Annotated in this window: 32 protein-coding genes and 1 pseudogene; 11 read left to right on the plus strand and 22 right to left on the minus strand. The window is 62.9% G+C overall.

Going from position 1 to position 22,307, the window contains the following annotated elements:
* Positions 1 to 10 precede the first annotated feature (10 nt).
* The 5 genes from GGD62_RS09125 to GGD62_RS09145 all read right to left on the minus strand — a co-directional run bounded on the left by GGD62_RS09125 (position 11) and on the right by GGD62_RS09145 (position 5,277).
* The gene (locus GGD62_RS09125; RefSeq protein ID WP_210317766.1) at positions 11 to 775 is read right to left on the minus strand and encodes an ABC transporter permease subunit; all 765 of its coding nucleotides are present in this window, start codon (positions 773 to 775) and stop codon (positions 11 to 13) included.
* Positions 775 to 1,560 carry an ABC transporter permease gene (locus GGD62_RS09130; protein ID WP_018319232.1) on the minus strand — a complete coding sequence of 262 codons (786 nt, stop codon included), beginning with the start codon at positions 1,558 to 1,560 and terminating at the stop codon, positions 775 to 777. Before GGD62_RS09130 ends, GGD62_RS09125 begins: the two co-directional genes overlap by 1 nt.
* Positions 1,557 to 2,402 carry an ABC transporter ATP-binding protein gene (locus GGD62_RS09135; protein ID WP_183708107.1) on the minus strand — a complete coding sequence of 282 codons (846 nt, stop codon included), beginning with the start codon at positions 2,400 to 2,402 and terminating at the stop codon, positions 1,557 to 1,559. Before GGD62_RS09135 ends, GGD62_RS09130 begins: the two co-directional genes overlap by 4 nt.
* A 116-nt stretch (positions 2,403 to 2,518) precedes the next feature.
* Positions 2,519 to 4,213 (minus strand): dihydroxy-acid dehydratase, encoded by a 1,695-nt coding sequence (gene ilvD / locus GGD62_RS09140; protein ID WP_183708109.1) that lies wholly within the window; start codon positions 4,211 to 4,213, stop codon positions 2,519 to 2,521.
* Positions 4,214 to 4,293: 80 nt separating this feature from the next.
* A complete protein-coding gene (locus tag GGD62_RS09145; protein WP_183257350.1) occupies positions 4,294 to 5,277 on the minus strand; it encodes an ABC transporter substrate-binding protein in 984 nt (327 codons plus the stop codon).
* 168 nt (positions 5,278 to 5,445) lie between these two features.
* On the opposite strand from GGD62_RS09145, the gene GGD62_RS09150 reads away from it, so the two are divergent.
* Complete coding sequence (locus tag GGD62_RS09150) at positions 5,446 to 6,354, plus strand: NAD(P)-dependent oxidoreductase (protein ID WP_183708111.1); 909 nt, start codon at positions 5,446 to 5,448, stop codon at positions 6,352 to 6,354.
* A gap of 25 nt (positions 6,355 to 6,379) precedes the next feature.
* On the opposite strand, the gene GGD62_RS09155 is transcribed toward GGD62_RS09150, so the two are convergent.
* The 4 genes and pseudogenes from GGD62_RS09155 to GGD62_RS40775 all read right to left on the minus strand — a co-directional run.
* Positions 6,380 to 6,943: a flavin reductase family protein gene (locus GGD62_RS09155; protein ID WP_179735676.1), complete on the minus strand. Its 564-nt coding sequence runs from the start codon at positions 6,941 to 6,943 to the stop codon at positions 6,380 to 6,382.
* 9 nt (positions 6,944 to 6,952) lie between these two features.
* Positions 6,953 to 8,158 (minus strand): acyl-CoA dehydrogenase family protein, encoded by a 1,206-nt coding sequence (locus GGD62_RS09160; RefSeq protein WP_018319226.1) that lies wholly within the window; start codon positions 8,156 to 8,158, stop codon positions 6,953 to 6,955.
* 154 nt (positions 8,159 to 8,312) lie between these two features.
* Positions 8,313 to 9,581, minus strand: coding sequence for a CaiB/BaiF CoA-transferase family protein (locus GGD62_RS09165; protein WP_183235504.1), 1,269 nt, complete (start codon positions 9,579 to 9,581; stop codon positions 8,313 to 8,315).
* A 241-nt stretch (positions 9,582 to 9,822) separates the two neighbouring features.
* Positions 9,823 to 9,957 (minus strand): annotated as a pseudogene (locus tag GGD62_RS40775) (GNAT family N-acetyltransferase); the annotation flags it as partial.
* Positions 9,958 to 10,023: 66 nt separating this feature from the next.
* On the opposite strand from GGD62_RS40775, the gene GGD62_RS09170 reads away from it, so the two are divergent.
* Positions 10,024 to 10,488: a GNAT family N-acetyltransferase gene (locus GGD62_RS09170; protein WP_179735697.1), complete on the plus strand. Its 465-nt coding sequence runs from the start codon at positions 10,024 to 10,026 to the stop codon at positions 10,486 to 10,488.
* A gap of 83 nt (positions 10,489 to 10,571) precedes the next feature.
* Here GGD62_RS09170 and GGD62_RS09175 read toward each other — a convergent pair whose 3' ends face one another.
* Both GGD62_RS09175 and GGD62_RS09180 read right to left on the minus strand, forming a co-directional pair.
* The gene (locus GGD62_RS09175; protein ID WP_026202141.1) at positions 10,572 to 10,799 is read right to left on the minus strand and encodes a hypothetical protein; all 228 of its coding nucleotides are present in this window, start codon (positions 10,797 to 10,799) and stop codon (positions 10,572 to 10,574) included.
* A 178-nt stretch (positions 10,800 to 10,977) separates the two neighbouring features.
* Positions 10,978 to 11,172 carry a hypothetical protein gene (locus tag GGD62_RS09180; protein ID WP_049814922.1) on the minus strand — a complete coding sequence of 65 codons (195 nt, stop codon included), beginning with the start codon at positions 11,170 to 11,172 and terminating at the stop codon, positions 10,978 to 10,980.
* A 404-nt stretch (positions 11,173 to 11,576) separates the two neighbouring features.
* Between GGD62_RS09180 and GGD62_RS09185 the strand changes: the two genes are divergently transcribed.
* The 3 genes from GGD62_RS09185 (at position 11,577) to GGD62_RS09195 (ending at position 12,691) form a co-directional block, all read left to right on the plus strand.
* Positions 11,577 to 11,792 carry a dodecin family protein gene (locus GGD62_RS09185; RefSeq protein ID WP_026202140.1) on the plus strand — a complete coding sequence of 72 codons (216 nt, stop codon included), beginning with the start codon at positions 11,577 to 11,579 and terminating at the stop codon, positions 11,790 to 11,792.
* Positions 11,793 to 11,950: 158 nt separating this feature from the next.
* Positions 11,951 to 12,262 carry a hypothetical protein gene (locus GGD62_RS09190; RefSeq protein WP_092261766.1) on the plus strand — a complete coding sequence of 104 codons (312 nt, stop codon included), beginning with the start codon at positions 11,951 to 11,953 and terminating at the stop codon, positions 12,260 to 12,262.
* Positions 12,263 to 12,472: 210 nt separating this feature from the next.
* Positions 12,473 to 12,691: a hypothetical protein gene (locus tag GGD62_RS09195; RefSeq protein ID WP_143109132.1), complete on the plus strand. Its 219-nt coding sequence runs from the start codon at positions 12,473 to 12,475 to the stop codon at positions 12,689 to 12,691.
* A 159-nt stretch (positions 12,692 to 12,850) separates the two neighbouring features.
* Here the strand turns inward: GGD62_RS09195 and GGD62_RS09200 are convergent, their stop codons facing one another.
* Positions 12,851 to 13,021, minus strand: coding sequence for a hypothetical protein (locus tag GGD62_RS09200; RefSeq protein WP_018319197.1), 171 nt, complete (start codon positions 13,019 to 13,021; stop codon positions 12,851 to 12,853).
* A 330-nt stretch (positions 13,022 to 13,351) separates the two neighbouring features.
* Here GGD62_RS09200 and GGD62_RS09205 point away from each other — a divergent pair, with 330 nt between their 5' ends.
* The gene (locus GGD62_RS09205) at positions 13,352 to 13,552 is read left to right on the plus strand and encodes a hypothetical protein (RefSeq protein WP_018319196.1); all 201 of its coding nucleotides are present in this window, start codon (positions 13,352 to 13,354) and stop codon (positions 13,550 to 13,552) included.
* The gene (locus tag GGD62_RS09210; protein WP_018319195.1) at positions 13,549 to 13,755 is read left to right on the plus strand and encodes a hypothetical protein; all 207 of its coding nucleotides are present in this window, start codon (positions 13,549 to 13,551) and stop codon (positions 13,753 to 13,755) included. Before GGD62_RS09205 ends, GGD62_RS09210 begins: the two co-directional genes overlap by 4 nt.
* Here the strand turns inward: GGD62_RS09210 and GGD62_RS09215 are convergent.
* The 4 genes from GGD62_RS09215 to GGD62_RS40575 all read right to left on the minus strand — a co-directional run bounded on the left by GGD62_RS09215 (position 13,749) and on the right by GGD62_RS40575 (position 15,692).
* A complete protein-coding gene (locus GGD62_RS09215) occupies positions 13,749 to 14,018 on the minus strand; it encodes a DUF6894 family protein (RefSeq protein WP_179735701.1) in 270 nt (89 codons plus the stop codon). The genes GGD62_RS09210 and GGD62_RS09215 overlap by 7 nt on opposite strands.
* Before the next feature lie 142 nt (positions 14,019 to 14,160).
* The gene (locus tag GGD62_RS09220) at positions 14,161 to 14,409 is read right to left on the minus strand and encodes a hypothetical protein (RefSeq protein ID WP_018319193.1); all 249 of its coding nucleotides are present in this window, start codon (positions 14,407 to 14,409) and stop codon (positions 14,161 to 14,163) included.
* A gap of 495 nt (positions 14,410 to 14,904) precedes the next feature.
* Positions 14,905 to 15,132, minus strand: coding sequence for a hypothetical protein (locus GGD62_RS09225; RefSeq protein ID WP_026202139.1), 228 nt, complete (start codon positions 15,130 to 15,132; stop codon positions 14,905 to 14,907).
* Positions 15,133 to 15,470: 338 nt separating this feature from the next.
* Complete coding sequence (locus GGD62_RS40575) at positions 15,471 to 15,692, minus strand: hypothetical protein (RefSeq protein WP_179736007.1); 222 nt, start codon at positions 15,690 to 15,692, stop codon at positions 15,471 to 15,473.
* Between the two features lie 411 nt (positions 15,693 to 16,103).
* Here GGD62_RS40575 and GGD62_RS09230 point away from each other — a divergent pair, with 411 nt between their 5' ends.
* The 4 genes from GGD62_RS09230 (at position 16,104) to GGD62_RS09245 (ending at position 19,378) form a co-directional block, all read left to right on the plus strand.
* Positions 16,104 to 16,424, plus strand: a complete 321-nt coding sequence (locus GGD62_RS09230; RefSeq protein WP_018319188.1) for a hypothetical protein — start codon at positions 16,104 to 16,106, stop codon at positions 16,422 to 16,424.
* A gap of 25 nt (positions 16,425 to 16,449) precedes the next feature.
* A complete protein-coding gene (locus GGD62_RS09235) occupies positions 16,450 to 17,076 on the plus strand; it encodes a hypothetical protein (RefSeq protein ID WP_018319187.1) in 627 nt (208 codons plus the stop codon).
* A 580-nt stretch (positions 17,077 to 17,656) separates the two neighbouring features.
* On the plus strand, positions 17,657 to 17,842 hold the full coding sequence (locus tag GGD62_RS09240) for a hypothetical protein (protein ID WP_020508701.1): 186 nt from the start codon (positions 17,657 to 17,659) through the stop codon (positions 17,840 to 17,842).
* A 243-nt stretch (positions 17,843 to 18,085) separates the two neighbouring features.
* Positions 18,086 to 19,378, plus strand: coding sequence for an NRAMP family divalent metal transporter (locus GGD62_RS09245; RefSeq protein ID WP_183708113.1), 1,293 nt, complete (start codon positions 18,086 to 18,088; stop codon positions 19,376 to 19,378).
* A 55-nt stretch (positions 19,379 to 19,433) separates the two neighbouring features.
* On the opposite strand, the gene GGD62_RS09250 is transcribed toward GGD62_RS09245, so the two are convergent.
* From GGD62_RS09250 to GGD62_RS09275, 6 genes are all read right to left on the minus strand, one after another.
* Positions 19,434 to 19,718: a hypothetical protein gene (locus tag GGD62_RS09250; RefSeq protein WP_018319184.1), complete on the minus strand. Its 285-nt coding sequence runs from the start codon at positions 19,716 to 19,718 to the stop codon at positions 19,434 to 19,436.
* A gap of 269 nt (positions 19,719 to 19,987) precedes the next feature.
* On the minus strand, positions 19,988 to 20,500 hold the full coding sequence (locus GGD62_RS09255; protein ID WP_183708116.1) for a PRC-barrel domain-containing protein: 513 nt from the start codon (positions 20,498 to 20,500) through the stop codon (positions 19,988 to 19,990).
* 242 nt (positions 20,501 to 20,742) lie between these two features.
* Positions 20,743 to 20,898 (minus strand): hypothetical protein, encoded by a 156-nt coding sequence (locus tag GGD62_RS09260; protein ID WP_157644301.1) that lies wholly within the window; start codon positions 20,896 to 20,898, stop codon positions 20,743 to 20,745.
* The gene (locus GGD62_RS09265) at positions 20,895 to 21,317 is read right to left on the minus strand and encodes a hypothetical protein (RefSeq protein ID WP_183708118.1); all 423 of its coding nucleotides are present in this window, start codon (positions 21,315 to 21,317) and stop codon (positions 20,895 to 20,897) included. The genes GGD62_RS09260 and GGD62_RS09265 overlap by 4 nt, the downstream gene beginning before the upstream one ends.
* 89 nt (positions 21,318 to 21,406) lie before the next feature.
* Positions 21,407 to 21,751 (minus strand): DUF1236 domain-containing protein, encoded by a 345-nt coding sequence (locus tag GGD62_RS09270; RefSeq protein ID WP_018319180.1) that lies wholly within the window; start codon positions 21,749 to 21,751, stop codon positions 21,407 to 21,409.
* A 139-nt stretch (positions 21,752 to 21,890) separates the two neighbouring features.
* On the minus strand, positions 21,891 to 22,220 hold the full coding sequence (locus GGD62_RS09275; protein WP_183708120.1) for a hypothetical protein: 330 nt from the start codon (positions 22,218 to 22,220) through the stop codon (positions 21,891 to 21,893).
* Positions 22,221 to 22,307 lie beyond the last annotated feature (87 nt).

Raw genomic sequence — 22,307 nt, forward strand, 5'->3', positions numbered from 1 at the left:
CTTGGTCGGTTCACGCCTCGGGAAAGCCCCGCAGCAGGTACGAGCGCAACGCGCCGAGCAGGCCATTCAAGATCAGGCCCAGCAGCGAGATCGTGATCAGAGGCACGAACATGTCGACGGCCTGGAAGGTTCGCGCCGCGGTCACGAGCGCGTGCCCCAATCCGTCGGTCGACGTGATCATCTCGGCCAGAAACACCACGATGCAGGAAATGACAAGCCCGATCCGGCATCCGGTCAGGATCGACGGCATCGCCGCCGGCAGCACCACCTTGAAGAGGATTTCGTAGCGCGGCGTTCCCGCCGCCATCGCCGACCAGATCAGCTTCTGTTCGACGGTCGACGCGCCGTAATAGGTCGAGAGCAGAATGGGAAAGAGCGCGTCCGCGGCTACCAATGTGATCTTCGACCCGTGGCCGAATCCGAGCAAGAGCAGGAGTGCCGGATAGAGCGCGACCTTGGGCAGCGGGGCCAATACGCGGACGATCGGCCGAACCACGGCATTGATCGCCGGATTGGCGGCAGCGGCAATGCCGATACTGACACCCAGCACGACGGCAATCGCGAAGCCTGCAAACAGCCGGACCAGGGTTGCGGCGATCTCCTGCTGAAACGTCCACGTCACGAGCTGCTGGAGCAGCCGGCTGAAGACGAAGCCCGGCGGCGGCAGCAAGACCGCGGGCGCGAAGCCGAATGACACCAGGCCTTGCCACAAGGCGATGACCAGCACGATCGGGGCAATGCCGAGAAGGACATTTGCGGAGAGAAGGCGCGACATCACGAAAAACTCAGCGGCATGTCGAACTGAGGCTCGGACCAACGCACGAGTCTGGCCCGAACCCTTTCAAAAATCGCGTCGAGACAGATACCCATCGCGCCCACGATGATGATCATCGCAAAGACGGTGTCGTATTGGCCCATGTCGAGCGCGTTGAACAGGATATTGCCGGCGCCGGACTGGCGGGCGATCATCTCACTGGTGATCATCGTGATCAGCGCCAGCACCAGTCCCGTGCGGCAGCCGGTCAGGATCTCCGGCAGCGCCGCGGGCAACACGATCCGCACCAGGCGTTGTGCCGGCGAAAGCCCCATCGCGGCACCTGACCACAGCATCTTCTCTTCGACGGCCTTGGCCCCCTCGAAGCTGTGATAGATCACGGGAAGGCTGACGCCCAGGAAGATCACCAATGTCTTGGTGACGTCGCCGACGCCCAGCCAAAGCATGATGATCGGCATCAATGCCGCCTTCGGCACCGGATAAATGACCATCAGGAGCGGATTGAAAAAGGCCGCGACACCGCGGCTGCGTCCCATCAACAGGCCCAGCGGAATCGAAACCAGCACCGCCACACCGAACCCTATCGCCATGCGGCGAAGCGAGGCCAGAATGTTGATCAGGGATTCCTTGTCGCCAAGAATATCCGGAATTGCCCGGATCGCATCGATCGCCGTCGGGAAACTGTCGTTCTTCAGCGCAAGCGATGCAACCTGCCACACGGCCAGCAACCCGATGCAGGCCAGCACCGGAGCGGCCCGTCTGATCAAGGTGGCCGACGACATCATGATGCCGGCCCGGCTTCGTCGCTTTCATCGAACATGCGCTCGATATCGACGACGTACTTCTGATAGCGGGGGTCGAGCAACAGCTCGTTGCGGCGGCGCGGTCGCGGCAGATCGATGTCGATCACCTCGCGGATGCGGCCGGGCGATTTCGACATCATCACGACTTTGTCCGAGAGAAAGACGGCTTCGTCGACCGAATGGGTGACGAACAGCACCGTCTTACGGTCGCGCTCCCAAATGTTGAGAAGGTCGTTCTGCAGCCGCGTCCTAGTGTGCGCGTCGAGCGCACCGAACGGCTCGTCCATCAACAGCACTTCCGGATGGTAAGCGAGCGTCCGCGCCAACGCCACGCGCTGCTTCATGCCGCCCGACAATTCCTTGGGATAGAAGCTCTCATAGCCCTTGAGACCAACCATCTCGATCAAGGCCCGGCTCTGCGCTTCCGCTTGGGCGGCGCGCACCCCTTGCTGACGCGGGCCGTACATCACGTTGCCCAGCACGGTCTTCCAGGGAAACAGCGCAAATTCCTGGAATACCGGTCCGCGATCCGGACCGGGCCCCGTGATCGCATGTCCCTTGATCTTCGCCGAGCCGCTGGTCGGACTGACAAAACCGCCGACGATATAAAGCAGTGTCGACTTGCCGCAGCCGGACGGCCCAAGGATGGAGACGAAGGCGCCCTCCTCGATCGTCAGCGAGATCTCGGAAAGCGCCACATGATCCTTGCGCGCCGAAGTCTGAAAGACCTGCGAGACGCGGTCGATCTCGATGATTGCAGAAGCCGGCTCTTGTGATCTCACCGGTCTCACCCATTCGCTCGATCTCGCAGGCACTACCGTCATCCCGTCTCACTCGCGCGAACATTCCTCGACGAACCTGCTGAACGTTCTCCGCCAGCGGCACGAGCTTAGCAAGAAACCTGCCAGACAGGCGGTCGATTTCGCACCCGTGCGGTGCGTCATTCGAACCACGGCCATTCTGCCGGGCCTTCATGCGTCACGGCTCCGCCCGGCGCCTGCCCAACCAGTCGCGCATACTTTGCGAGCGCGCCCGCACGGTGACGCGGCGGACGTTGCTTCCAATCCCGTCGCCGCGCGGTGAGTTCCTGCTCATCGAGCAGCACATCCATCCGCCGGTTTGCGGCATCGATCCGGATCCTGTCACCGTCGCGAACGAGCGCCAGCGGACCACCAACAAATGCTTCGGGGGCTACGTAGCCGATGCACATGCCGCGGGTCGCGCCGGAGAACCGGCCATCGGTGATCAGCGCCACCTTTTCGCCCATGCCCTGCCCATAGATCAGCGCAGTGACGCCGAGCATCTCGCGCATGCCGGGGCCGCCGACCGGCCCCTCATTGCGGATCACGAGGACCTCGCCCGCCCTATAGCTGCGGTCACGAACCGACGCGACGCAGGCTTCCTCATCCTCGAAAACGCGCGCCACGCCTTCGAAGAATTGACTCTTCAAACCTGCGACCTTGATCACCGCACCGTCGGGACAAAGATTTCCCTTCAGCACCGCCACGCCGCCGTCAGGCATGATCGGCGCGCGAGCCGCATGCACAACGTCTCCGTCGGGTGCGTTGGCCCCGCCGTATTCTTCGGCAAGTGTACGGCCAGTGATGGACAGGCAGCTGCCGTCGATGTGCCCGCTCTGGATCAGCTCACGGATCACGACCGCCGCGCCGCCGATGTCGTAGACATCCTTTGCCGTATATTTGCCCCCAGGCCGCAGATTTCCGATCAGCGGCGTCCTGGCGAAGACCTCGCCCACATCGTCGATCGTGAACGCAACGCCGGCCTCATTGGCGATGGCGGGCAGATGCAGCGCGGCATTGGTCGAACCACCCGTCGCCGCAACGATCGCCGCGCCGTTCTCGAGGGACTTCCGCGTCACGATGTCGCGAGGCAACGGCCCGCCGCGTTCCAGCATCTCCATGATCAGGCATCCGGCGCGCCGAGATATCTGCGCACGCTCGGCATAGACGCCGGGCATCATCGAGACGTTGGGGATAGTCAGGCCCATCGCCTCCGAGACCATTCCCATGGTGTTGGCGGTGAACTGGCCGGCGCACGCGCCGATCGTCGGCAAGCAGGCACGTTCGATCCGCTCCAGCGTGGCGCCGTCGATCTCACCCGTCATGAAGCTGCCAACGGCCTCATAGGAGTCGAGCACCGTCAACGTGCGCCCGTCCACGCGGCCCGGCAGCGCGCTGCCGCCATAGATGAAGATGGAGGGCACGTTGCAGCGAACCATGCCCATCATCACACCGGGAAGCGTCTTGTCGCATCCGCCGTATCCGATCAGCGCATCGTAGGCCAGACCATGGACGACGGCCTCGATCGAGTCGGCGATCAGTTCACGCGAAAACAACGAGAACTTCATTCCCTCGTGGTTCATGCTGATGCCGTCAGAAACCGACACGGTCGAGAATTCACGCGGCGTCCCGCCGGCCTCCTCGATGCCCGTCTTGGCCGCGGCCACCTGAAAATCGTGGGTCATGTTGCAGGGCGTCTGCTCGCCCTTCATGCTGACAACGCCCACCATCGGCTTGGCAATCGCAGCGTCGTCGAGCCCCATCGCGCGCATGAATGCGCGGTGCGGGGCCCGGTCGAGACCGTCAGTCGTGACTCGTGATCGCAACTTCTTCATACGTGCATCTTCTTCGTGCCTCGTCCCGGATGACCCGGGACGCCCGCGAGCACCTGGCTCGGATCATCCGCCTGGTGGCCTTACTGCAGCGGCGCGACGATCGTCGGATGCTTGAACTGCGAGACATCCAGCTTCGGCAGCATTCCGGTCTCGGCGTAGATGTCCAGCATCTTCTGGATTGCCGGGAAGTTCGGCGCCGCGCCCGGATCACGGCCGAAATCGTTATCCTTGAGCAGGTAGGTCTCGAGCACCGGGAGCGGCGCCTTCAGCACTTCATTGACGACCTTGAGAGTTTCCTCGCGGTTGGCCAGCGCCTTTTTCATGCCCGAGGTGATGTCACGGACATAGGTCTTGACCAGTTCCGGGTTCTTGTCGACGAAATCGGCACGGCAGGCTTCCAGGATATGCACGATGTTCGGCATGGCCTGGGACAGCGAGAAGAGCTTCCTCGTACCGCCCTTTGCCTCCGCCCGCGCGGCGAACGGCTGGTTCATATTCACCGCATCGACGCGGCCTTGGCGCAGCGCATCCTCGGAGACGGCAAAGCCGACCTCGACCAGCTTGATATCCTTGGCCGGATCGACGCCATTCTGCTTCAGGAGCAGGTTGAACGGGCCTTGCGTGCCGCCGCCAATCACGGAAATGCCAACCGTCTTGCCCTTGAGGTCGGCAATCGTCTTGATCGGCGAGTCATCCATCACGGCCCAGTAGACCGAGAAGCCGCCGGGCTTCTCGAACACGTGCTGCGCCACGATGTAGGCTTTGAGATTGCCGCCGACCACGCCATTGGCGAGGGAGAGCGGCGCCTGCGTCGCGCAGTCCAGCGCACCGGCTGCCAGGGCCTGCGTCATAGGCGCGGTACCCTGGAATTGGGTCCATTCGATATTGTAGGTCTTGCCGATACTGGGAAACTCAGCCGGGCGGCGCATCATCCAGTACTTCGATTCCTCGGCCGGGATCGTCCAGCCGACGCGGATCGTCTGCTGCGCCCATGACGGGCTTGCCCCCGCGCTCACGGCCGCTGTCGCCCCCAAAGCCAGGATCCATCTCGAAACGGTTCGCATCGTGCCCACTCCGCTGCTCCGGCGCCGACCGGCGCCACCCAACCCCGACCGGACTCAAATCTTTCATGGTTCAAACAATCAGGCAAGCCATGCGAGCCCGGCGGTTTTGCCGTCCGATACGCAATGTATGGTAAAGCCTCGTCGCGCTGCGACAGAAGGAGGCAACCTATGGCTGATGCGAGCAAGGCAAACCCGCAAGGCGTCGAGAGGCTCGGCTATCTCGGCCTTGGCCTGATGGGAACGCCGATGACCCGACGCCTGCTCAAGGCCGGCCATCAGGTCACTGTCTGGAACCGTTCAGAGGGCAAGGTGGCTCCGCTCGCCGAGGCTGGAGCCAGGCGCGCAGTCACGCCTCGTGATCTCCTGACGAACTCCGATATCGCCTTCATGTGCGTGACGGATGCCGCGGCTGTCGAGGAGGTGATCTTCGGGCCTGAGGGGCTGGCGGCGGCGCCCGGCGCAGGCAAGCTTGTCGTCGACTTCTCGTCGATACATCCCGACGCCGCCCGCGATCTGGCAAAGCGATTGAAAGCCGCCAATGGCGCCGGCTGGATCGATGCACCGGTTTCCGGCGGAACGAAGGGCGCCGAGGAAGGTACCCTTGCGATCATGGCCGGCGGGGAAGCAGACGAGATCGAAAGGGTGCGCCCCTACGTGCAGGCCATGGCGCGCAGGTTCACCCACATGGGCCCGACCGGCGCCGGCCAGACCACGAAACTCTGCAATCAGGTGATCGTGGGATGCGCGATGGCCGTGCTGGCAGAAGCCGCGCGCCTGGCCGTCAACGCCGGTATTGACGCCAATCGCCTGCCCGAAGCGCTCGCCGGCGGCTTCGCGGACTCGATCCCGCTTCAGCTTTTCGTGCCCAGAATGGTCCAGGGCGTTCACTCGCCCCCGCTCGGTCATATTGCCACGATGCTCAAGGATCTCGATACGGTCGCCGACGTCGCGCAGGCAACGTCGACGCCGGTGCCGATGGCCACGCTTGCGGGCCAACTTTTCCGGCTCGCGAAGGCCGCACGCGGCGCGGAAGCGGACGCGCTGGAGATTTACAAGCTTTCAGCGGCAGAGCGCTAAGCTGTCGAGCGCGATCTGAAGCACGTCAAGGCGACGTCTTGCGCTCGTCATCTGCGAGGAATCGGCCGAACGTCCCCCGCGCGAAGAGCAGCGGCTCCTTCGCACCGTAGGTATAGGCCTCGACCGCGCCGAGAAAGATCACGTGGTCGCCGCCATAATAGCGATTCACGGAGCGGCATTGAAAGTTGGCGACGCTCTCCGCAAGCACCGGCGCTCCGCCGAGGCCCGGCGTCCAATCCACACCTGTGAACTTGTCGTCCGACGATTTGGCGAATTTTGCCGCAAGCGCCTGCTGCGAAGCGCCAAGCACGTTGACGGTGAAATGGCTGGCGTTCTGGAAGATGGTCAGACTAGAGGAATAGACGACCAGGCTCCACAGGACCAGTGGAGGGTTCAGCGAGACGGAGGCGAACGAATTACAAGTCAGTCCGTAGGGCTTGCCGTCAGGCGCTGCGGCCGTGATGATCGCCACGCCCGTTGCATAGGTTCCGAGCGCGTTGCGAAAGTCGCGAGGATCGATCGACGAGCTGTCGCTCGCGAACTCGTTGGCGGGATCGGGAGCGCCGGGCTGCTGCGGCAGATCATTCATCGGCCGGCCTCAGAGCGTGAGATTTTCGGACGGCAGGCCCAGCGCCACCCGTCCATAGTTGGTCCCGGCCGCATCGAAGTTGAACGCGAGATGCGAGTTGATCGCGTGCGCATCGCGGAACTGCCGCTGCAACACGCCGGTCGTGAACAGACCGCGCGCGCCGCTCGCGGCAAACAGCATCGAGACCGCGTCCGTGCACAGGTTCACCGAAAAAGATCCGTCGCGCCGATAACGGGTCTTGGTCGCCATGCCAGGGATGTGACCAAGCCGCGCATCCTCCATGGCATCGAGGCACGCCGACCGCATGATCAGGCGCGCGGCGTCGATCTTCGCCGAGGCCTCCGCGATCTTGATCTGGGTGCTTTGAAAATCGCTCAATTTGGCCCGGTTGTAGGTTGAAATACGATGACGTGCGACCTCCGTATAATCGTCGAGGCACGCTTGCGCATTCCCCAGCGCGACACCGGAGAGGACGTATGGAAACAGCGAGAACACGGGCAGCGTATAAAGCGGATTTGGATTGACCGTGCTTCCCGGCGTCGGGCCGCCTGAGAGGTCGCCGACGGCGACTGTCATATGGTCGGCCACGAAGACATCCCTGACCTCCACGTCGCAGGACCCCGTCCCGCGCAGTCCCGCGACGTTCCAGGTGTCCAGCACGCTGTAATCGCCTTTCGGCAGCAGAAAGATGCGATACTCGATGCCGTCCGCCTCGTCGTCGGAATAGACCACGCTTGCAAGCATGTTCCATTCGCAGGAGGCAACGCCGGAGGAGAATGGCCAGCTGCCGCGCAGCTGATAACCGCCTTCGACTCGCGTGGCGCGTCCGGCGGGAAAAATGAACGAGGATGCGATCAGCGCATCCGGATCACGGCCCCAGACCAGATCCTGCGCCTTTTGCTCGAACATGCCGAGCATCCAGTGGTGGCTCGCCAGATTGGCGAGATTCCACGCTACCGACGCATCCGCCTGTCCGAGCAGCTCAGCGCAGTCGACAAGAGCGACATAGTCGAGCTCGGCACCGCCGATCCGTGCCGGTTGGAGCATCCGGAACAGGCCGGCTTCATGGAGGTCCATCTCGGTTTCCGACGGGAGATGCCGCAGCTCCTCCGTCCGCGCCGCCCGCTCTCGTAGTCGCGGCACGAGGGCCCGGGCCTTCGCGATCATCGCCGCATAGGCGCTTTCGCCGGCTTCCGGCCCGGTGGGCTGACCCATGCTCGGCTTTCGACCAGGCGCCATTCGTGTCCCTCACTTTGGCGTATTTATGCGGCCGGCCCCTTACCAAATCAAGTCAATGCGGCAGGCATCATGAAGGCATCGATTCCGATGCCTTCATGATGCCTCTTGCCAGCGGACTAACGGCTCCGGCTTAAACCGGAGTCGAAGGCTTGCCCGAGCCAAAGACGCCCCTCCGGGTAAACTCCGCGATCCGATGCTCGTCATAACCGAGCATGCTGCGCAAGACGTCCTCGGTATGCTCGCCTAACAGAGGGGCCGCAACGGGATCGATCGCGCCGGTCAGGCTCATGGTAATCGGCGGCTCGATGTTGGGTACCCATTCCGCTGTACGGTGCGGAATGCGACTCAAGCGATGGCGCTCGCGAGCCTCTGGCGCATTGAACCCCTCCTCGACCGTCCGGAGATAGCCGACCGGAATATTGGCCAGCTTCATTTTCGCCATCCAGTTCTCGAGCGTATCACTGGCAAAGACCTCTGCAATGGCTGCCCGCAAAAGCTCCTTGTTCTCGGAGCGGGCCTTGCGCGTGGCAAACTGCGGATCGGTGATGAGATCAGGCCGGTTCAGCACCTCGACCACGAGCCGGCGATACAGCCGATCGTTGGCGCAGGCCATGTAGAGCGGCCCATCGGAGGCCTCATAGACGCCGACGGTGGGAGACCCGCTCGGCGAATTGCCGAACCGGCCGGGGTTTTCGCCATTGATGAGATACGCCATGCCGTAAAAGCCGGTCATCCCTATCGCAACGTCGAACAAGGCGACTTCGACATGCTGCCCGCGACCGAGCCGGTCCCGCGCCAACAGCGCCATCAGGATGGCGTTACAGGCAGACATCCCCGTTGCCATATCCACGATGGGCGGCCCGGTACGAACCGCTGGGCCGTCGGCAAATCCGTTGAGCGACATGAAGCCGCTTTCCGCCTGCGTGATGGGATCGAAGCCGGGGCGCGAGGCGAACGGTCCGGAACGTCCGTAGGCGGAGATCGAGCAATAGACCAGCCGTGGATTGAGCGGGGCGACCGCCTCATAGTCGAGCGCGAACTTCTTCATGACCCCGCTCGAGAAATTCTCCACGACCACATCCGCCTTGCGGATCAGATCCAGCGCGATCTCACGGGCCTCCGGCACGGCAAGGTCGAGCGCAATGCCGCGCTTGTTGCGGTTCAGGCTGAGATAGGCGGCGCTTTCCCCGCCAATTTCGGCGTGCTCGTAGGCGCGCGTGTCGTCGCCGCCGTCGGGATTTTCGATCTTGATGACGTGCGCGCCAAAATCGGCGAGCGTCTGCGTGCAGGCTGGGCCGGCGACGACACGCGTGAAATCGATGACCAGCAGACCGTCGAGCGCACTCGGCCCTTCCGTCGCTCGCGACGAACGTTCCGGCAATTGAGGCTTGGTCGGCATCGATAGCGCTCCCTTACATCGGCTTGTGGTCGCCGAATTTCCTGCAGGAGCAAGCTTAAAGCCCGGCGCCGCCAACTTCGCAAGGGCCTCGCTCGCTTCACCTGAAACGCAAAAACGGCCCGGCAGCGTCAAGCTGCCGGGCCGTTAGATATTTGAGCGTATGGAGGCTGCGCGCATCTTGCGCAGCAATTCTAGTCTGAGAAGGTCACGTTCCGCATCACGGGAAAACCACTCCAATTGCTCAGCGCAGCCACTTTCGCCAATAAAGCGTATGCGACCAGGCCCAGGGCGATTCGGGCTCGTACAGCCGATAACCCGCATGGATGAAATTGTTGGCAGATACCGGATTGTCCGTCGTATCGGAGACGATGCTGTCCCCTTTGTTTGCGTCATATTGCGCGGGCGCAATCCGAGTGTCGGCACAGCTCCCAAACGGTCCCCCATGTTCTCAATCCACCCCGACGATCTCACCTCCGAACCGACTCGCCGCCTGCTCGCGCTTCATCTCGCCGGCATGCATGCGAGCTCGCCGCCGGGCCATGTGTTCGCGCTCGACCTGTCGGGGCTGCAGGTGCCCGGGGTCACCGTGTGGTCGGTGCGTGAGGGCGACGACGTCGTCGGCATCGGCGCGCTGAAGGAGCTGGGTGACGGCGGCGCCGAGGTGAAGTCGATGCGGACCCACCCCGATCATCTGCGCCGCGGCGTCGCGGCGCTACTGCTGGACCACATCGTGCGCGAGGCGAAGGCGCGCGGGCTGACCCGGCTGAGCCTGGAGACCGGAAGCGGCCCGGCGTTCGAGCCGGCGCTGGCGCTGTACCACAAGCGCGGCTTCGTCAACGGCGAGGCGTTCGCCGATTACCAGGCGAGCGCCTTCAACCAATTCCTGCACCTTGCGCTTCGCGCCTGATCCGGCGCGCGGACGCCACTACGAGACTCGGCTCCAGCAGATTGGCGCGGCCAGATAGCGGGCGACGCCCGAGACATTTCAACTCAGATGGCAGCTCCGGCCAGCAAGAAAGTGCCGCCAAGTGCGACCATCACAAGTCCAGGCCAGTTCGATTTGATGCCGAAGCCGCCACCCGGCCTTTCAGGCTCCAGCGTGTCACGCCCGGAGCGAAGCCACCTTCCACCGCTGAATCGGCCTCGCCAGATGGGCTGAAACGCCATCTGGAGTATGCCGCCGAAAACAAGCAGCACACCAAGCCATATGAGGGTCATGCTCACCTCCTCTACCCGTGAACGCCGATAGTGCTGCGCCGGAAACCTGGTCCATTCAGCGTCTATCGGTGGCTCTCGGAATCAGACCGACCTTGAAAGCCGCCGGACGCACCAGCGCGCCGCGCGCAGGCTGGGGATCGCACTCACCGAAGCTCAAGGCTATCTCCAAGCATCCCGCTTAGTCTTCGTCCGGCTCGCGCACGACTGGCGATTCGTCGGTTTGGTTCTCCTCCTCGTCTTGCTCTTCGTCCTCATCCTCTTCTTCGTCGTCATCTTCTTCGTCGTCAGGATCTCGAGGCGGGATCGTGTTGCTCATAACCGCGAAGACATGCCAGTCGATCCTGGCAGGAACCAGTTCGGGGCGTAGGGTCATGTTGTTGCTCCTCGGATGTGAGCCCTGGGCACTTTACCCCTTTTTCGGCGAGGCAGGTGACCGAGATGGTTCGCGTGCGAGCCAGAGCTTCCTTCCAGAGCTTCCTTGGGGCCATCTTTCTCGCGCTCGGCACGAGCCATAGCCGTTTTGTTTGGGCGTGAGCTTGCGCGCCAACGGGATCGTGCTGCCTTCCGGTCCGGGGCAGACTGAAAAGAGACAGCCAATCAGACGCATTTCCGTCGATCCGCCATGAGCGGACACGATGGCGTCGGTCCGGCAGTTCATTCGGAGCCAAGAGCCGCCCCTCCGCCAGCAGTTTGTCCCTTCTCGGCTCCGTCCGAAACGGTATCAGCGTCGAGATCCTGATGCTAGATTTCCTGGGTCATACCGAACAGGAGGACGACATGGCTGATAGCGTCTACAAGGTCATAGAACTGGTCGGTACCAGCAGCGACTCGTGGGAGAAGGCGGCCGCCAATGCGGTCGAGCAAGCAGCGAAATCTCTCCGGGATCTTCGCGTTGCAGAGGTCATCAAGCTCGACATGCAACTGGATGAAAACGGAAAAGTTGAGGCCTATCGCGCCAAGCTCAACGTGTCGTTCAAGTTCGAGGGCTCCTAGCCTCGGCACCTCGGCCCCCACTTGCGGGGCGAGGATGGCTGATTGAAAAGGCGCGTTGCGCGGGCCCAACGGTCGGTGTGACCCATCCAGAGGAGGCCCTAGTCCAACCAGGGCCGATGTGCTTTGATGCGTGGGGGCGTGTAGCGCGTGGTGGCCCCATGTACATGGTCATTCGCAAGTACGCCAAGGTTCGTTCGGTCGCGGACGCTGCTCGCCGCGCCAGGAGCGGCGTCGGCGAGATCCTAAGGCAATCGCACGGATTCAAATCTTACTATGTGCTTGATGCGGGCGACGGTGTTGGTATCGCTGTGATGATATTTGACGACTGCGAAAGCGCCAATGCAGCGAATGCCAAGATACTCGCGTTTGTTCAGGCAAGTCTGCCTGACCTCGATCTTGGAGTGCCCGAAATCACGACCGGCGAGGTTTTGGTGCACATGGAGCCCAATGGGTCCTCGGGCATAAAGTAGCCGCAAGCGCCGCCAGTTGCGTGGGAGCGCCGCCTCTTGCTGATGTCGTCGAATTTCGAACCCTCCTTCGCGTTGTAGCGAACGGAATGCGTCTCATTCGTCCGCCCATGGTCATCGCACAGGGTGATCCCATGGGCGGTCCAACCGCATACCGTCCGATCAAGTGCGCTACCTGGTTTTGTAGCAGAATGGCCGCAGGAGAAGCCGATCATGACTGACGATCAGGTCAATCTCGTCGTTCAGCACCTTTGCGAGCAATTGCACCTTGCGCTCCGATTGAAGAACAGCGAGGCACATCCACCAAATGCCAAGGATATTGGATTTGATGCTGCCTCTGTCAGAACCGTATTGCTGACCGGGTTGCGTTCGGCGGATGTCACGATCCGCCACGAGGCAGCCGGGGCGAGCGAAGAGCCGCCGTGGTCCTGAACGCAAAACGCGGGACAGAAGCTCAGCGCCAATGTCTCAGTCGGGTCATTCGCGACGGGACCAGACCGACAGCAAGTCCGGCGATGTCCATTTTGCCGCCGGCAGCGGAAGTAAATTCAGAGCGGGCATCAGTGGCCGGATTCGACAAGCACCCACGCGTCAGCCGGTATCCGCGTCCGGCTCCTGCTTTTTCGGAGGCGCCTCTGTTGTCTTGCGTCCCAGAAACGTATCGGGCGGCGACTGGTTCAGCAGCTCGCGGGCCTCGCGCAAAAGCTGTCGCATGTATTCTGCCTGCTCATGATCGGCAGGCAACGGCCGATAAACCCGCATCGGTATGCTCCTTCGCTTTGCAGGCGGGAGCACGCTGGGTCTCTCAGCCACCGACGCCTACGGACAAATCCTTGGCCGGTGATGTCTTGCAAACGACCAGAGGTCGCTTTGGTTCAAAAGTGAGCTTAGCTCTCGTGTCGCACTCAAGATGAGTAAGTGGCTCAAAGGACTGAACTTGCACCCGAAAATTTAATTTGCGGACATACCAAATGATACAGACTCGGCGCCGCCGGCGGCGTAGCGTTAATTCATCACCGCAAGGCTCGTGGCATTTATCGGTGATGAGAACGCCAGTTTGCGCTCCCGCCTCCGCGAACAGGGAGATGCGCCATGCTGACGCGGCGTCGTTTCAAACAGACCAGGACTCTCAGCGAAAGACTCGCCGACGAAGCCACGCGCTGTCGCGAGGAAGCGCGCGCGCTCGCGCCGGGGCGCCGCCGGGAGATGCTGCTGCGCCGGGCGCGGCAGGACGAAACGGCCATGCAGATCGAGGCCTGGCTGCGCTCCCCCGGCCTGAGGGCACCGACATGATGCAGCAATATCGCGCTTATCTCGTCGGCGAGAACGGGGTCTTCCGCTCCGCCGAAGCGTTCGAGGCTCCGTCGGATTCCTCCGCTCTCAGCTTCGCACGACAGTACACCCGTCATGGCAAGGTCGAGGTGTGGCAGCTCGGCCGGAAGATCGCCGTGCTGGATCCCGAGCCGTCGCCGCCGGACGCGTTGACGCGTCAATGATCGCGTGATGGCGATCGCGAGGTCGGAGTCTCGATCTCGAACCAGAATGTCAGCTGCATGACGGGACCGCTGGCGTCGCGAACGTCGATCGCCATCGTCTGCCTGCCGCCCGTGGGCGGCGCGGAAAGAACGGCATCGCGTGCCATGTCGGCAAGCGACTTGGCGGCCTCGGCCCGAACGGCGCGCGGGCTAGCCAATTCCAGCCCTTCCTCGTCGAGCGCAATTCCCTGCTGGTCGCGAAGGTCGAAGTAATAACGCGGCATCGTTGCATCCTTTGCCCTAATAGGCCCGGGACGGGCAAAGGTTTCCAAATGCGACGAAAAATTCGCTTGGGATCAACGGGTTCCGGGAACGCCGCCGAGGTCGATCCGGCAGGACGGGGACTTTGCCTGGCTGCGCAGCCCCCTATTCCTCCGCAAGCTTGTGCTCGATATAGGCATCCACCGTCTCGGCGAACGAGCGCTGCACGCCGACCGCGACATCGTGCTGGTCCAGTGCGTCGCGCTGGAGCACGCGCAGGCCGCGCCCGCGGGCGCTGAGCGGCGCCGTGTTCAGATACTGATCGATGGCACCTTTGGCGAGCGGGATGGCCTTGGGATCGCCCCTGGCGATCAGGAGCCTGAGCAGGCTCTGGCATTCGGCCAAACCTGGCATGGGTTCAGCCTCTCACCTTTGCTGCGATTTCGGCTTCGGCCGCTGCACCGGCTGGGTGTGGGTGCCGAACAGCGCCAGCAGGAACGCGACTTCTTCCTTCGAACCGATCTGGATCATGACTGTCTCTCCTCTTCGCTCCGTTGGTCGGGACGAGCGGGCGCGGAGTTCAGGACGATCTGGTTTCAGCAATGTTTCAGCCGTGTTTCGTCGGATGGGGGCTCGGGGTGCCGCCTGCTTGTGTACAGAATTGAACATGGTCACCGCGAGGTCGTCTGCGCGGCAAGCGGACGAGGCGTCACATACAATAAGCCCGCGCGGATCGCTCCACGCGGGCTTTTGCTTGACGCTTGCGCAACCTCACTCGCAAGGGGCCGTGGGCGCGCCAGGCATCCTCGGCATCCATTCTCAGTGCATGTGGCCAATCAGATAAACGCCGCCACCGATCACGATCACGGCCGGGACGGCCCAAAGCAAAAGTACAGGCATCTGTCCTTCTCAGTTCGACGTGCAGACCTTGACGGTCTTCATGCCGGCCTCGGCTTCAGTCCTGGTCTTGTACACGGTGTCACCGCTGACGACGGTCGTTTCCGTGCTCGTCGGCTTCGATTCGGCGATCGTGCACTTCTTGGTCTTGACGTCCTGCACCACGTAGAACGACTGCGCGAATGCGGGAGCCGCAAATGACGTCAACACGGCAGCGGCAATGATGGTCTTGATGTTCATCGTGTCCTCCTCCAGCAGTCCGGTCATCCGGACCTGTCTTCTTCAAACATACAAAATTACCACTTGTTCCCGATCGAGCCTGAACCGACAGCCGCCGCCAGCGTTGGTGCGAAAACTGGAGGCCTCGATGCTGGATATGAGACTTGTCACGACCTCGCTGGCGATGCTGATTGCACTCTTGTCCGTGGCTCTGGCCGAACCTGCCAGGGATCAAGCCCGGCCAGCTGGTCAAGGCTCCGCCGAGGCTCGTCCGATCCGCGTCATCCTTCCCGCACCTTGGGAGCCCGCCAGGACGCAAGCCGACGCACAATCGTCGAAGTGAGGCGGCCGCCGTTCAATCACATGCGGGCCTTCGAACCAGCCGTTTTCACGGGCTTGCGCCTCTGAATCACAAGCCGCAAGGCGATGCCGTGCTGCCAGGCACGCACTCTCACCGCCGCTTCGCTTCGATTGAGCTCGCTTGCAATCTCGTCCGGCCGCCGGCCTGCTTCGGCCAATGCCTTCAATCGCTCGTGGTCTTGCGCCGTCCATTTCTTCAGCAGCGGGTAGTCAGATTGCATGATGGGAGCCGTCTCGATTTCCCGGCGACAATGGGCCGGAGCAGTTGAAGTTCCGAAGGCGAAAAACCAGTTAAGCCCGCATGGAGCGACCCCAGGCACCTCCGGGGCTGGACGTGGGGAGCGAAAATGCCGGGGCCGCCAGCGCGCCAACTCAACGCGCGCGCTCCGGCCATCATCCGCCCCTCACGCCTTCGTGCCGTATCAGTTGATGCGGCGGCTGAAATAAATCTGCCAACGGCATCCGCACGGCGCGCATAAACGGGACAAACTGGCAGACGTTCCTAATCTGGTTCGATGCACACGCACATTTCGCGCGAGACAGGCTGCGGCACTCGGCATCTGCAAACGGAAGCAACCAATTCGAATCTCACTTGTTGTCGCCGGCACTTTCACCTGCTGGAGGACAAAAAAATGCGACGTCTTACTCTACTTGCCACGACCATGCTGCTGCTCGGAGCGGTGCCCGCCAGCGCGCAATCGCAGCCTGCCCAGAGTGGGCCGGGCAACAACGCCGTCAACAGCTCGGACCAGAACAACTCGAACAAGCCGGTCGCCGGCCGCAACAGCTTCACCGAGGGGCAGGCCAAATCGCGGATCGAGGATGCCGGTTATTCCAACGTCTCCGGCCTGCACAAGGACAACGAAGGCGTCTGGCGCGGCAAGGCCGACAAGGCCGGCAGCAAGAGCGACGTCAGCGTCGACTTCCAGGGCAACGTGAACCCCACCAAGTAACAAGCAATCACGAGGAGACCGAACAATGACAGTCACCATCTCACGTCTTTACGACAATTACTCCGATGCCGAACGTGCCGTGACCCGGCTCGAAGGCGCCGGCGTGCCGCATTCCGATATCAGCATCGTCGCCAACAATTCGGACAATTGGTACGGTTCGCGGTCCGGCAAGGTCGACCGCGATCGCGACGGCGTCGACGATCGCGCTGAAGGCGCCGGGACCGGAGCCGGCATCGGCGCCGGCCTCGGCGGCGCAGCCGGCCTGCTCGCCGGGCTCGGCCTGCTGGCAATCCCCGGCCTCGGGCCGGTCGTCGCGGCAGGCTGGCTCGCCTCGACCGCGGTCGGCGCGGCTGCCGGCGCGGCCACGGGCGGCATCGTCGGCGCCCTGACGCAGGCCGGCGTCTCCAGGGAAGATGCCTCGCGCTATGCCGAGGGCATTCGCCGCGGCGGCACGCTGGTGTCCGCAAGGGTGCCCGACCAGGACCGCTCACGCCTCGATGCGCTTCTCCACGATAAGTCCGTGAACCTTCAGGACCGCAGCGCGGCCTGGCAGAAAGCCGGCTGGACCGACTTCGATGCCGCAAGCCCGCCCCTGTCTCCCGAGGACATCGGCCGCGAGCGCGAGCTCTACGGCGTGGGCACGCGGCGATAGAGCAGCCCAGACCCGGCACGACAAAGGCCCCGCGGTGCGGGGCCTTTTTTCCTGTCGAGAGCCGATCCTCATATCGATGCCACGCATCAAGTCGGGCAGTAGCAATCGCGAGACATTTCCTGCCATTCAACCGCTTCAGTCGGCGGTTGTTCAGGCGCTTCACCGTGTGGGCCCGCCCCAGTTCTCTTCATCACCCGCTCGGCTATAAGCACTCGCATGCGCAATTCTTCCAGTTCAGCGAGTTGTAGAATGAGCACTTCAACTCGTTCATGAAGAAGTGCGACATCGTGTGCGCAGACAAAGGAATGCATTGTCGGTCCCCACGTTTTCGGTATTTCAGGATTTGGCCCAGCGCTGGACCGGGAAATTCTGGCAATTCCGGCGGGGGCGCGCACTTACATTCAGCAAGGTGCACCGCACTAACGAAGGCCTGTTCCTGCTCCGGAACAAGGCGATCCGTCCGCTTTCCGACATTTGACTCAAATGCAACCTACCGAATTCGGCAGGATGCAATCTCTTCGCGCCATGCTGGGACATGTGCTTGCGCGAATGCAATCGGGAAAGCGTCGGAGAGATTGCCATGTACTACGTCGCCGCTGCATTGCTGGTGCTGTCGGGACTGTTCTACTCCGCGAGCCATCACGAGATCGGCTCGTTCGGCGTCACCATGTGCAGCTACGGCGGCGCGTTCTGCGATAACCCGCTGATCGTCTTTTCCGGCGCGGCGCTGGCCGCCGCCTGGGGCATGTTCGTCAGCGTCAAGTAGCGCGGCCGACGTCCTTCATCCCCAACGTTCAAAGTCCCGCCGCCGACACCAGTAGCCTCGCGGACTACTTGCGAGAATCTGGCTGCGGGAATTTTTGCGATGATGGCAATCTACACCTGTTTTGCCCGACAGTCAAGTCGACTTAGCATTATCAGAAATCGATAGGACGCCCGCGCGGCGAGGAACTTTCGTTTCCCGATTAGCATTTGCATAAAAGCACCCGCCCCGACGAGGTCCCCGTTCATGAGCGACAGCGCTCTCACGCCGACGAAATCCGCGCCGACGCTGCTGCAAAGGCTGGGGCCGGGCCTCATCACCGGAGCTGCCGACGACGATCCTTCAGGCATCGCCACTTATTCGCAGGCCGGCGCGCAATTCGGCTACGGGCTGCTGTGGACGGTGTTTCTGACCACGCCGTTCATGATCGCCATCCAGCTCGTCAGCGCGCAGATCGGCCGCGTCACCGGCAAGGGGCTCGCCGCCAACGTCATGCAGATCGCGCCGCGCTGGGCGGTGCTGGCGCTGGTCGCCATGCTCGTCGCCGCCAACACGTTCAACATCGCCGCCGACATCGCCGCGATGGCCGAGGCGCTTTCGCTGGTCATCGGCGGCCTCAACCACGAGCACGCGCTGATCTTCGCGGCGGGCTCGACCCTGCTCCAGGTCTTCCTGCCTTATCGCCGCTATTCCCCGGTGCTGAAATTCCTCACCTTGGCGCTGTTCGCTTATGTCGCCACCGCCTTCACCGTCGAGATCCCGTGGAGCACGGCGCTGCTCGCCGCGGTGTGGCCGAAGGCCAATGTCAGCGCCGACTATTTTCTGATGGTCGTCGCCGTGCTCGGCACCACCATCAGCCCCTATCTGTTCTTCTGGCAGGCCTCGCAGGAGGTCGAGGAGATGAACCAGGGCAAGCGCGACAAGCCGCTTCGCGACGTCAAGCGTGGCGCCGGCCCGGAGCTCGCGCGCATCAGGGCCGACACCATCTCCGGCATGCTGCTGTCCAACGGCATCGCCTTCTTCATCATCCTCACCACCGCATCGGTCCTGCACGCCAACGGCATTACCAGCATCGGTTCGGCGACGGAGGCGGCCGAAGCGCTGCGGCCGCTCGCCGGCGACTTCACCTTCGCGCTGTTCGCGCTCGGCATCATCGGCACCGGCCTGCTCGCCATCCCTGTGCTGGCGGGCTCGGCCGCTTATGGCGTCGCAGAGATCTTCGGCTGGCGCGCCACGCTGGAGGCCAAGCCCGATGAGGCGGTCGGCTTCTACACCATCATCGCCGCGGCAACGCTCATCGGCTTCGGCCTCGGCTTCACCGGCATCGACTCCATCCACATGCTGGTGTGGAGCGCGGTGCTCAACGGCATCGTCGCAGTGCCAATCATGGCGATGATGATGCTGATCGTCTCGAGCCGCGCGATCATGGGCCGCTTCAGGGCCCGGTCATGGCTGATCGCGCTGGGCTGGCTCGGCACCGCGCTGATGGCGCTGGCCGTGCTCGCTCTGCTCGGCTCGTCGGTGATCGGTCGAGGCTAGAGCGGCGACAACGCCACCGAGATCCGCGAGGCGGCTCCACTCATCGTGAGCGAAGTTACGGCGTCACGGGGTTGACGGTCGGCGACGTCTTGGGCCCCGGCCGCGACGGCTCGATCGGCGATTTCGGTTTGGTCGGGAGTACCGCAGCACCAGCCGCCCGTGCCGCTTCTCCTGTGGTCGCATACATCGCAATATGGGCCGGCTGGGTCTTGGCGCGGCTCCAGGGGCCGTGATCGACAATCAGCATTGCCGCAATCGTCACGCCAGCCACGATCAGCGCGATCACACCGGGATGGCGGAGGGCGGCAGAGATGGAGCTCGCGAAACGAGTATTTGTCATCGAAAGATCCGCTGTTGTCCTCATGCAGGGTTAATTCAATGGCGCCCCTCCCGGTTCCCTCCGCCCCCTTGGGGGACGGGCGGTTCCACCCTGCAGAGGCCAACGATCCTGCGGTCGGGAAATCGACCCGGCCCGGCACCGCATTGCCGAACCGAGTGAATAGCTTCACGCGGCTGAGTGTGAAGCGCCGCTGCAAGCGGCTCCGATGTGGGTCGGCATGAAAAGGGCCTCCAAATGGAGGCCCTCGATCTCGATAACGTTTCGTCCTGTCAGTTGTAGTCCGAATATTTGAACTGCGGGAGTGCCTTCAGCTGCTCCTTGTTTCCGCTCATGACGGCGTGATCGGGGACCCAATCATTGGTGTTGCGGGTCGTGGCGTTGGTCGAAGCCGCGCCGGTCGTCGTCTCGCGCGGGGTGGTCGAAGTGCTGGTCGAGCTGGTCCGGACCGGCTCTTCCACGAACTTCAGTTTGTCCATCGAAACGGCGATATCGTGCTCGCCCATTCCCAGGAAGCCGCCGATGCCGATCACCACTGCGTTGATCTTGCCGCTCTTGTCGACGAGCAGTTCGTTGATGTCGCCGAGCTTCTCGTTGGCTTCGTTATAGACGTTCAGGCCCATGAGCTTCGAGGCGCGCCAATTGTCCTTGAGCATCATCTTATCGGCCGGCTGTGCGGTAGCAGCCGGAGCCGCTCGATCAGCCGGCGGAGTGGATTGCGCGAACGCAGCGCCGCCGATCAGAGCGCTGCTGATCAGAGCTGCGGCGAAAGTGGTTTTCATCATCGTCTCCTCCAGTGAGTCAGCATCCAGATGGATGCCTGGCCGCCAACGCCTGGATATTCCACTTGTTCCCGGTTGGGCACTCAGGGAGCGGAGCCGCAAGCCCGGCGATCCGATCTAGCTCCCGAATATGATGCGCAAGGCGATCACGATGACTGCCGAGACGAGAAAGGAAATCGCCAGCAGCGTCCAACTCGGCCTTGTGCTTCCGCGGGCAACGCGGGCAACGAGCATCTTCATGTCCGTCAACATTCGTCCTTGGGAAGCCGGTGCAGGTAGGCTATCCCGAAGCTGGCGAGTTCTTCGGCATCGCTTTCGCGCTCGTCCATCTGCAAAAAAAGACCGCGCTCCGAACGAGCGCGGCCTTTTCCTTTATAACACTTGCGATCTTTTCCGCTCACCACCATCCGCCGGAAAACGGGTCGTGCCGCTCGAAGGCAAGCCGTCGCTCGGGTGACCTTTTCGTTGATTTGGCCGAGCGCTTCGGATGCGTACGGGCCTCTGCGGAGACGCGCGGAGCCGATTCTTTCTTGGTCTGACCGGACGGTGCTGCAGGCATGGCGGCCATGGCTTCACGCATGTGCTGCCGCGGTTCTTCAGGAATCGGATCGGCCTGCGCGATCTCAGGCACATCGGCGCGCAGACGCGTATCGAATACGATCTTCTCCGGTAGTCTTCTTGCCGACGTGATTCGGATGATGGTTCTGTCAGGATCTGCCGTCGCTGCAGGCTCGCCGGGAGCCGGCAAGTACCGGTCGGCAGCGAACAGCAAGGTCACCAGGAGCCCGCCGACGCAGACGAAGTATCGAATGATCGGCATGACGGCCGCTCGCAAACAAGGGTGAGGTATTCGGGGGGGCCGGACAGGAAGGGGGCGGGCCGCCGGCTCAGCGACCTGCCACCGGGGACTTAGTCGATCTCTTGGACGACCGTGCGCGTCGACGGATCGACCAGCATCACGCGTTCGCCCGAGTAGACGTAACGGTACCTGGTGAGCGAGGGCCCCCAATCGGCGGGCACGGCCTCGAGCTCGACCTCGCGCGGCACCGGCTGGCCGACCACGATTTTCTCTCGGGTCTGCACCGGACGTACCTTGTGTTCGGTGACATAGGTACGGATCTTCGTCCGGTATTCCGGCTCGATCTGCACAGCGGCCGCATGGCCGGTGCCGGTGGTGGTGACGACCGTCGACTGCGCCAGCGCGCCGGTCGAGATCAGCGCAGCAGCCGCGCACGTCAACATCAGCTTCTTCATGGGTATCTCCTCACCGCAGGATGCGGCGCTGCGAAAACCCGCGAATTGGTGACAAGGTTCCAAGATTTTGCCACTTTTTCCCGATGCGACCTCGCGGGACCGAATTTGGCCGAACGCAATCGGGCTCGCGCCGCGTTCGCTAAGGTCGCGGCGCCGGCTGCGGCGGCGCAGCGGGTTGCTGCGAAGGTGCGGCGGGCGGCTTGGGCTGCTCCGCCGGCGCAACAGAATCTCCTCCGCCGTGTGGCACACAGGTGCCTACGTTGCTCAGCAGTCTTTTCGCCTCGAGATCGCGGGCTTTCCTGTAGTCGCTACGCCGGTCGATTCTTGCTGCGGCCACACGGTCCCAGGCATCGAACGCATCGGCGTAGTGCTGTCGCATTTGCGCCTCGGCGGACAGGCAGTCACTGAACTTGTCGAATACGAGATCGGTATTGACGGGGGCGACGCCACCCACGAGGACCACAAGCATCCATTTGGTGTCCGCCTACGTTCGCGCCCGCGCATCGGGAACGGTGTTATGTCGGCAAAGTTCCGGCCGGGTCACCAGCCGATCTCT

The sequence above is a fragment of the Bradyrhizobium sp. ERR14 genome (assembly GCF_014198235.1).
Lineage (GTDB): Bacteria > Pseudomonadota > Alphaproteobacteria > Rhizobiales > Xanthobacteraceae > Bradyrhizobium.

Excerpts from the sequence above, each read along its gene's own strand:
- GGD62_RS40575 (WP_179736007.1), bottom strand. The coding sequence starts at position 15,692 with ATGCAATCTGACTACCCGCTGCTGAAGAAATGGACGGCGCAAGACCAC.
- GGD62_RS09245 (WP_183708113.1), top strand. The coding sequence starts at position 18,086 with ATGAGCGACAGCGCTCTCACGCCGACGAAATCCGCGCCGACGCTGCTG.
- GGD62_RS09180 (WP_049814922.1), bottom strand. The coding sequence starts at position 11,172 with ATGACCCTACGCCCCGAACTGGTTCCTGCCAGGATCGACTGGCATGTC.
- GGD62_RS09135 (WP_183708107.1), bottom strand. The coding sequence starts at position 2,402 with ATGACGGTAGTGCCTGCGAGATCGAGCGAATGGGTGAGACCGGTGAGA.
- GGD62_RS09205 (WP_018319196.1), top strand. The coding sequence starts at position 13,352 with ATGCTGACGCGGCGTCGTTTCAAACAGACCAGGACTCTCAGCGAAAGA.
- GGD62_RS09275 (WP_183708120.1), bottom strand. The coding sequence starts at position 22,220 with ATGCTTGTGGTCCTCGTGGGTGGCGTCGCCCCCGTCAATACCGATCTC.
- GGD62_RS09145 (WP_183257350.1), bottom strand. The coding sequence starts at position 5,277 with ATGCGAACCGTTTCGAGATGGATCCTGGCTTTGGGGGCGACAGCGGCC.
- GGD62_RS09175 (WP_026202141.1), bottom strand. The coding sequence starts at position 10,799 with ATGACCCTCATATGGCTTGGTGTGCTGCTTGTTTTCGGCGGCATACTC.
- GGD62_RS09215 (WP_179735701.1), bottom strand. The coding sequence starts at position 14,018 with ATGCCGCGTTATTACTTCGACCTTCGCGACCAGCAGGGAATTGCGCTC.
- GGD62_RS09250 (WP_018319184.1), bottom strand. The coding sequence starts at position 19,718 with ATGACAAATACTCGTTTCGCGAGCTCCATCTCTGCCGCCCTCCGCCAT.
- GGD62_RS09230 (WP_018319188.1), top strand. The coding sequence starts at position 16,104 with ATGCGACGTCTTACTCTACTTGCCACGACCATGCTGCTGCTCGGAGCG.
- GGD62_RS09270 (WP_018319180.1), bottom strand. The coding sequence starts at position 21,751 with ATGAAGAAGCTGATGTTGACGTGCGCGGCTGCTGCGCTGATCTCGACC.
- GGD62_RS09125 (WP_210317766.1), bottom strand. The coding sequence starts at position 775 with ATGTCGCGCCTTCTCTCCGCAAATGTCCTTCTCGGCATTGCCCCGATC.
- GGD62_RS09265 (WP_183708118.1), bottom strand. The coding sequence starts at position 21,317 with ATGCCGATCATTCGATACTTCGTCTGCGTCGGCGGGCTCCTGGTGACC.
- GGD62_RS09185 (WP_026202140.1), top strand. The coding sequence starts at position 11,577 with ATGGCTGATAGCGTCTACAAGGTCATAGAACTGGTCGGTACCAGCAGC.
- GGD62_RS09150 (WP_183708111.1), top strand. The coding sequence starts at position 5,446 with ATGGCTGATGCGAGCAAGGCAAACCCGCAAGGCGTCGAGAGGCTCGGC.
- ilvD (WP_183708109.1), bottom strand. The coding sequence starts at position 4,213 with ATGAAGAAGTTGCGATCACGAGTCACGACTGACGGTCTCGACCGGGCC.
- GGD62_RS09170 (WP_179735697.1), top strand. The coding sequence starts at position 10,024 with ATGTTCTCAATCCACCCCGACGATCTCACCTCCGAACCGACTCGCCGC.
- GGD62_RS09200 (WP_018319197.1), bottom strand. The coding sequence starts at position 13,021 with ATGCGGGTTTATCGGCCGTTGCCTGCCGATCATGAGCAGGCAGAATAC.
- GGD62_RS09165 (WP_183235504.1), bottom strand. The coding sequence starts at position 9,581 with ATGCCGACCAAGCCTCAATTGCCGGAACGTTCGTCGCGAGCGACGGAA.
- GGD62_RS09240 (WP_020508701.1), top strand. The coding sequence starts at position 17,657 with ATGTACTACGTCGCCGCTGCATTGCTGGTGCTGTCGGGACTGTTCTAC.
- GGD62_RS09195 (WP_143109132.1), top strand. The coding sequence starts at position 12,473 with ATGACTGACGATCAGGTCAATCTCGTCGTTCAGCACCTTTGCGAGCAA.
- GGD62_RS09130 (WP_018319232.1), bottom strand. The coding sequence starts at position 1,560 with ATGATGTCGTCGGCCACCTTGATCAGACGGGCCGCTCCGGTGCTGGCC.
- GGD62_RS09225 (WP_026202139.1), bottom strand. The coding sequence starts at position 15,132 with ATGAACATCAAGACCATCATTGCCGCTGCCGTGTTGACGTCATTTGCG.
- GGD62_RS09235 (WP_018319187.1), top strand. The coding sequence starts at position 16,450 with ATGACAGTCACCATCTCACGTCTTTACGACAATTACTCCGATGCCGAA.
- GGD62_RS09220 (WP_018319193.1), bottom strand. The coding sequence starts at position 14,409 with ATGCCAGGTTTGGCCGAATGCCAGAGCCTGCTCAGGCTCCTGATCGCC.
- GGD62_RS09210 (WP_018319195.1), top strand. The coding sequence starts at position 13,549 with ATGATGCAGCAATATCGCGCTTATCTCGTCGGCGAGAACGGGGTCTTC.
- GGD62_RS09160 (WP_018319226.1), bottom strand. The coding sequence starts at position 8,158 with ATGGGTCAGCCCACCGGGCCGGAAGCCGGCGAAAGCGCCTATGCGGCG.
- GGD62_RS09190 (WP_092261766.1), top strand. The coding sequence starts at position 11,951 with ATGTACATGGTCATTCGCAAGTACGCCAAGGTTCGTTCGGTCGCGGAC.
- GGD62_RS09155 (WP_179735676.1), bottom strand. The coding sequence starts at position 6,943 with ATGAATGATCTGCCGCAGCAGCCCGGCGCTCCCGATCCCGCCAACGAG.
- GGD62_RS09255 (WP_183708116.1), bottom strand. The coding sequence starts at position 20,500 with ATGATGAAAACCACTTTCGCCGCAGCTCTGATCAGCAGCGCTCTGATC.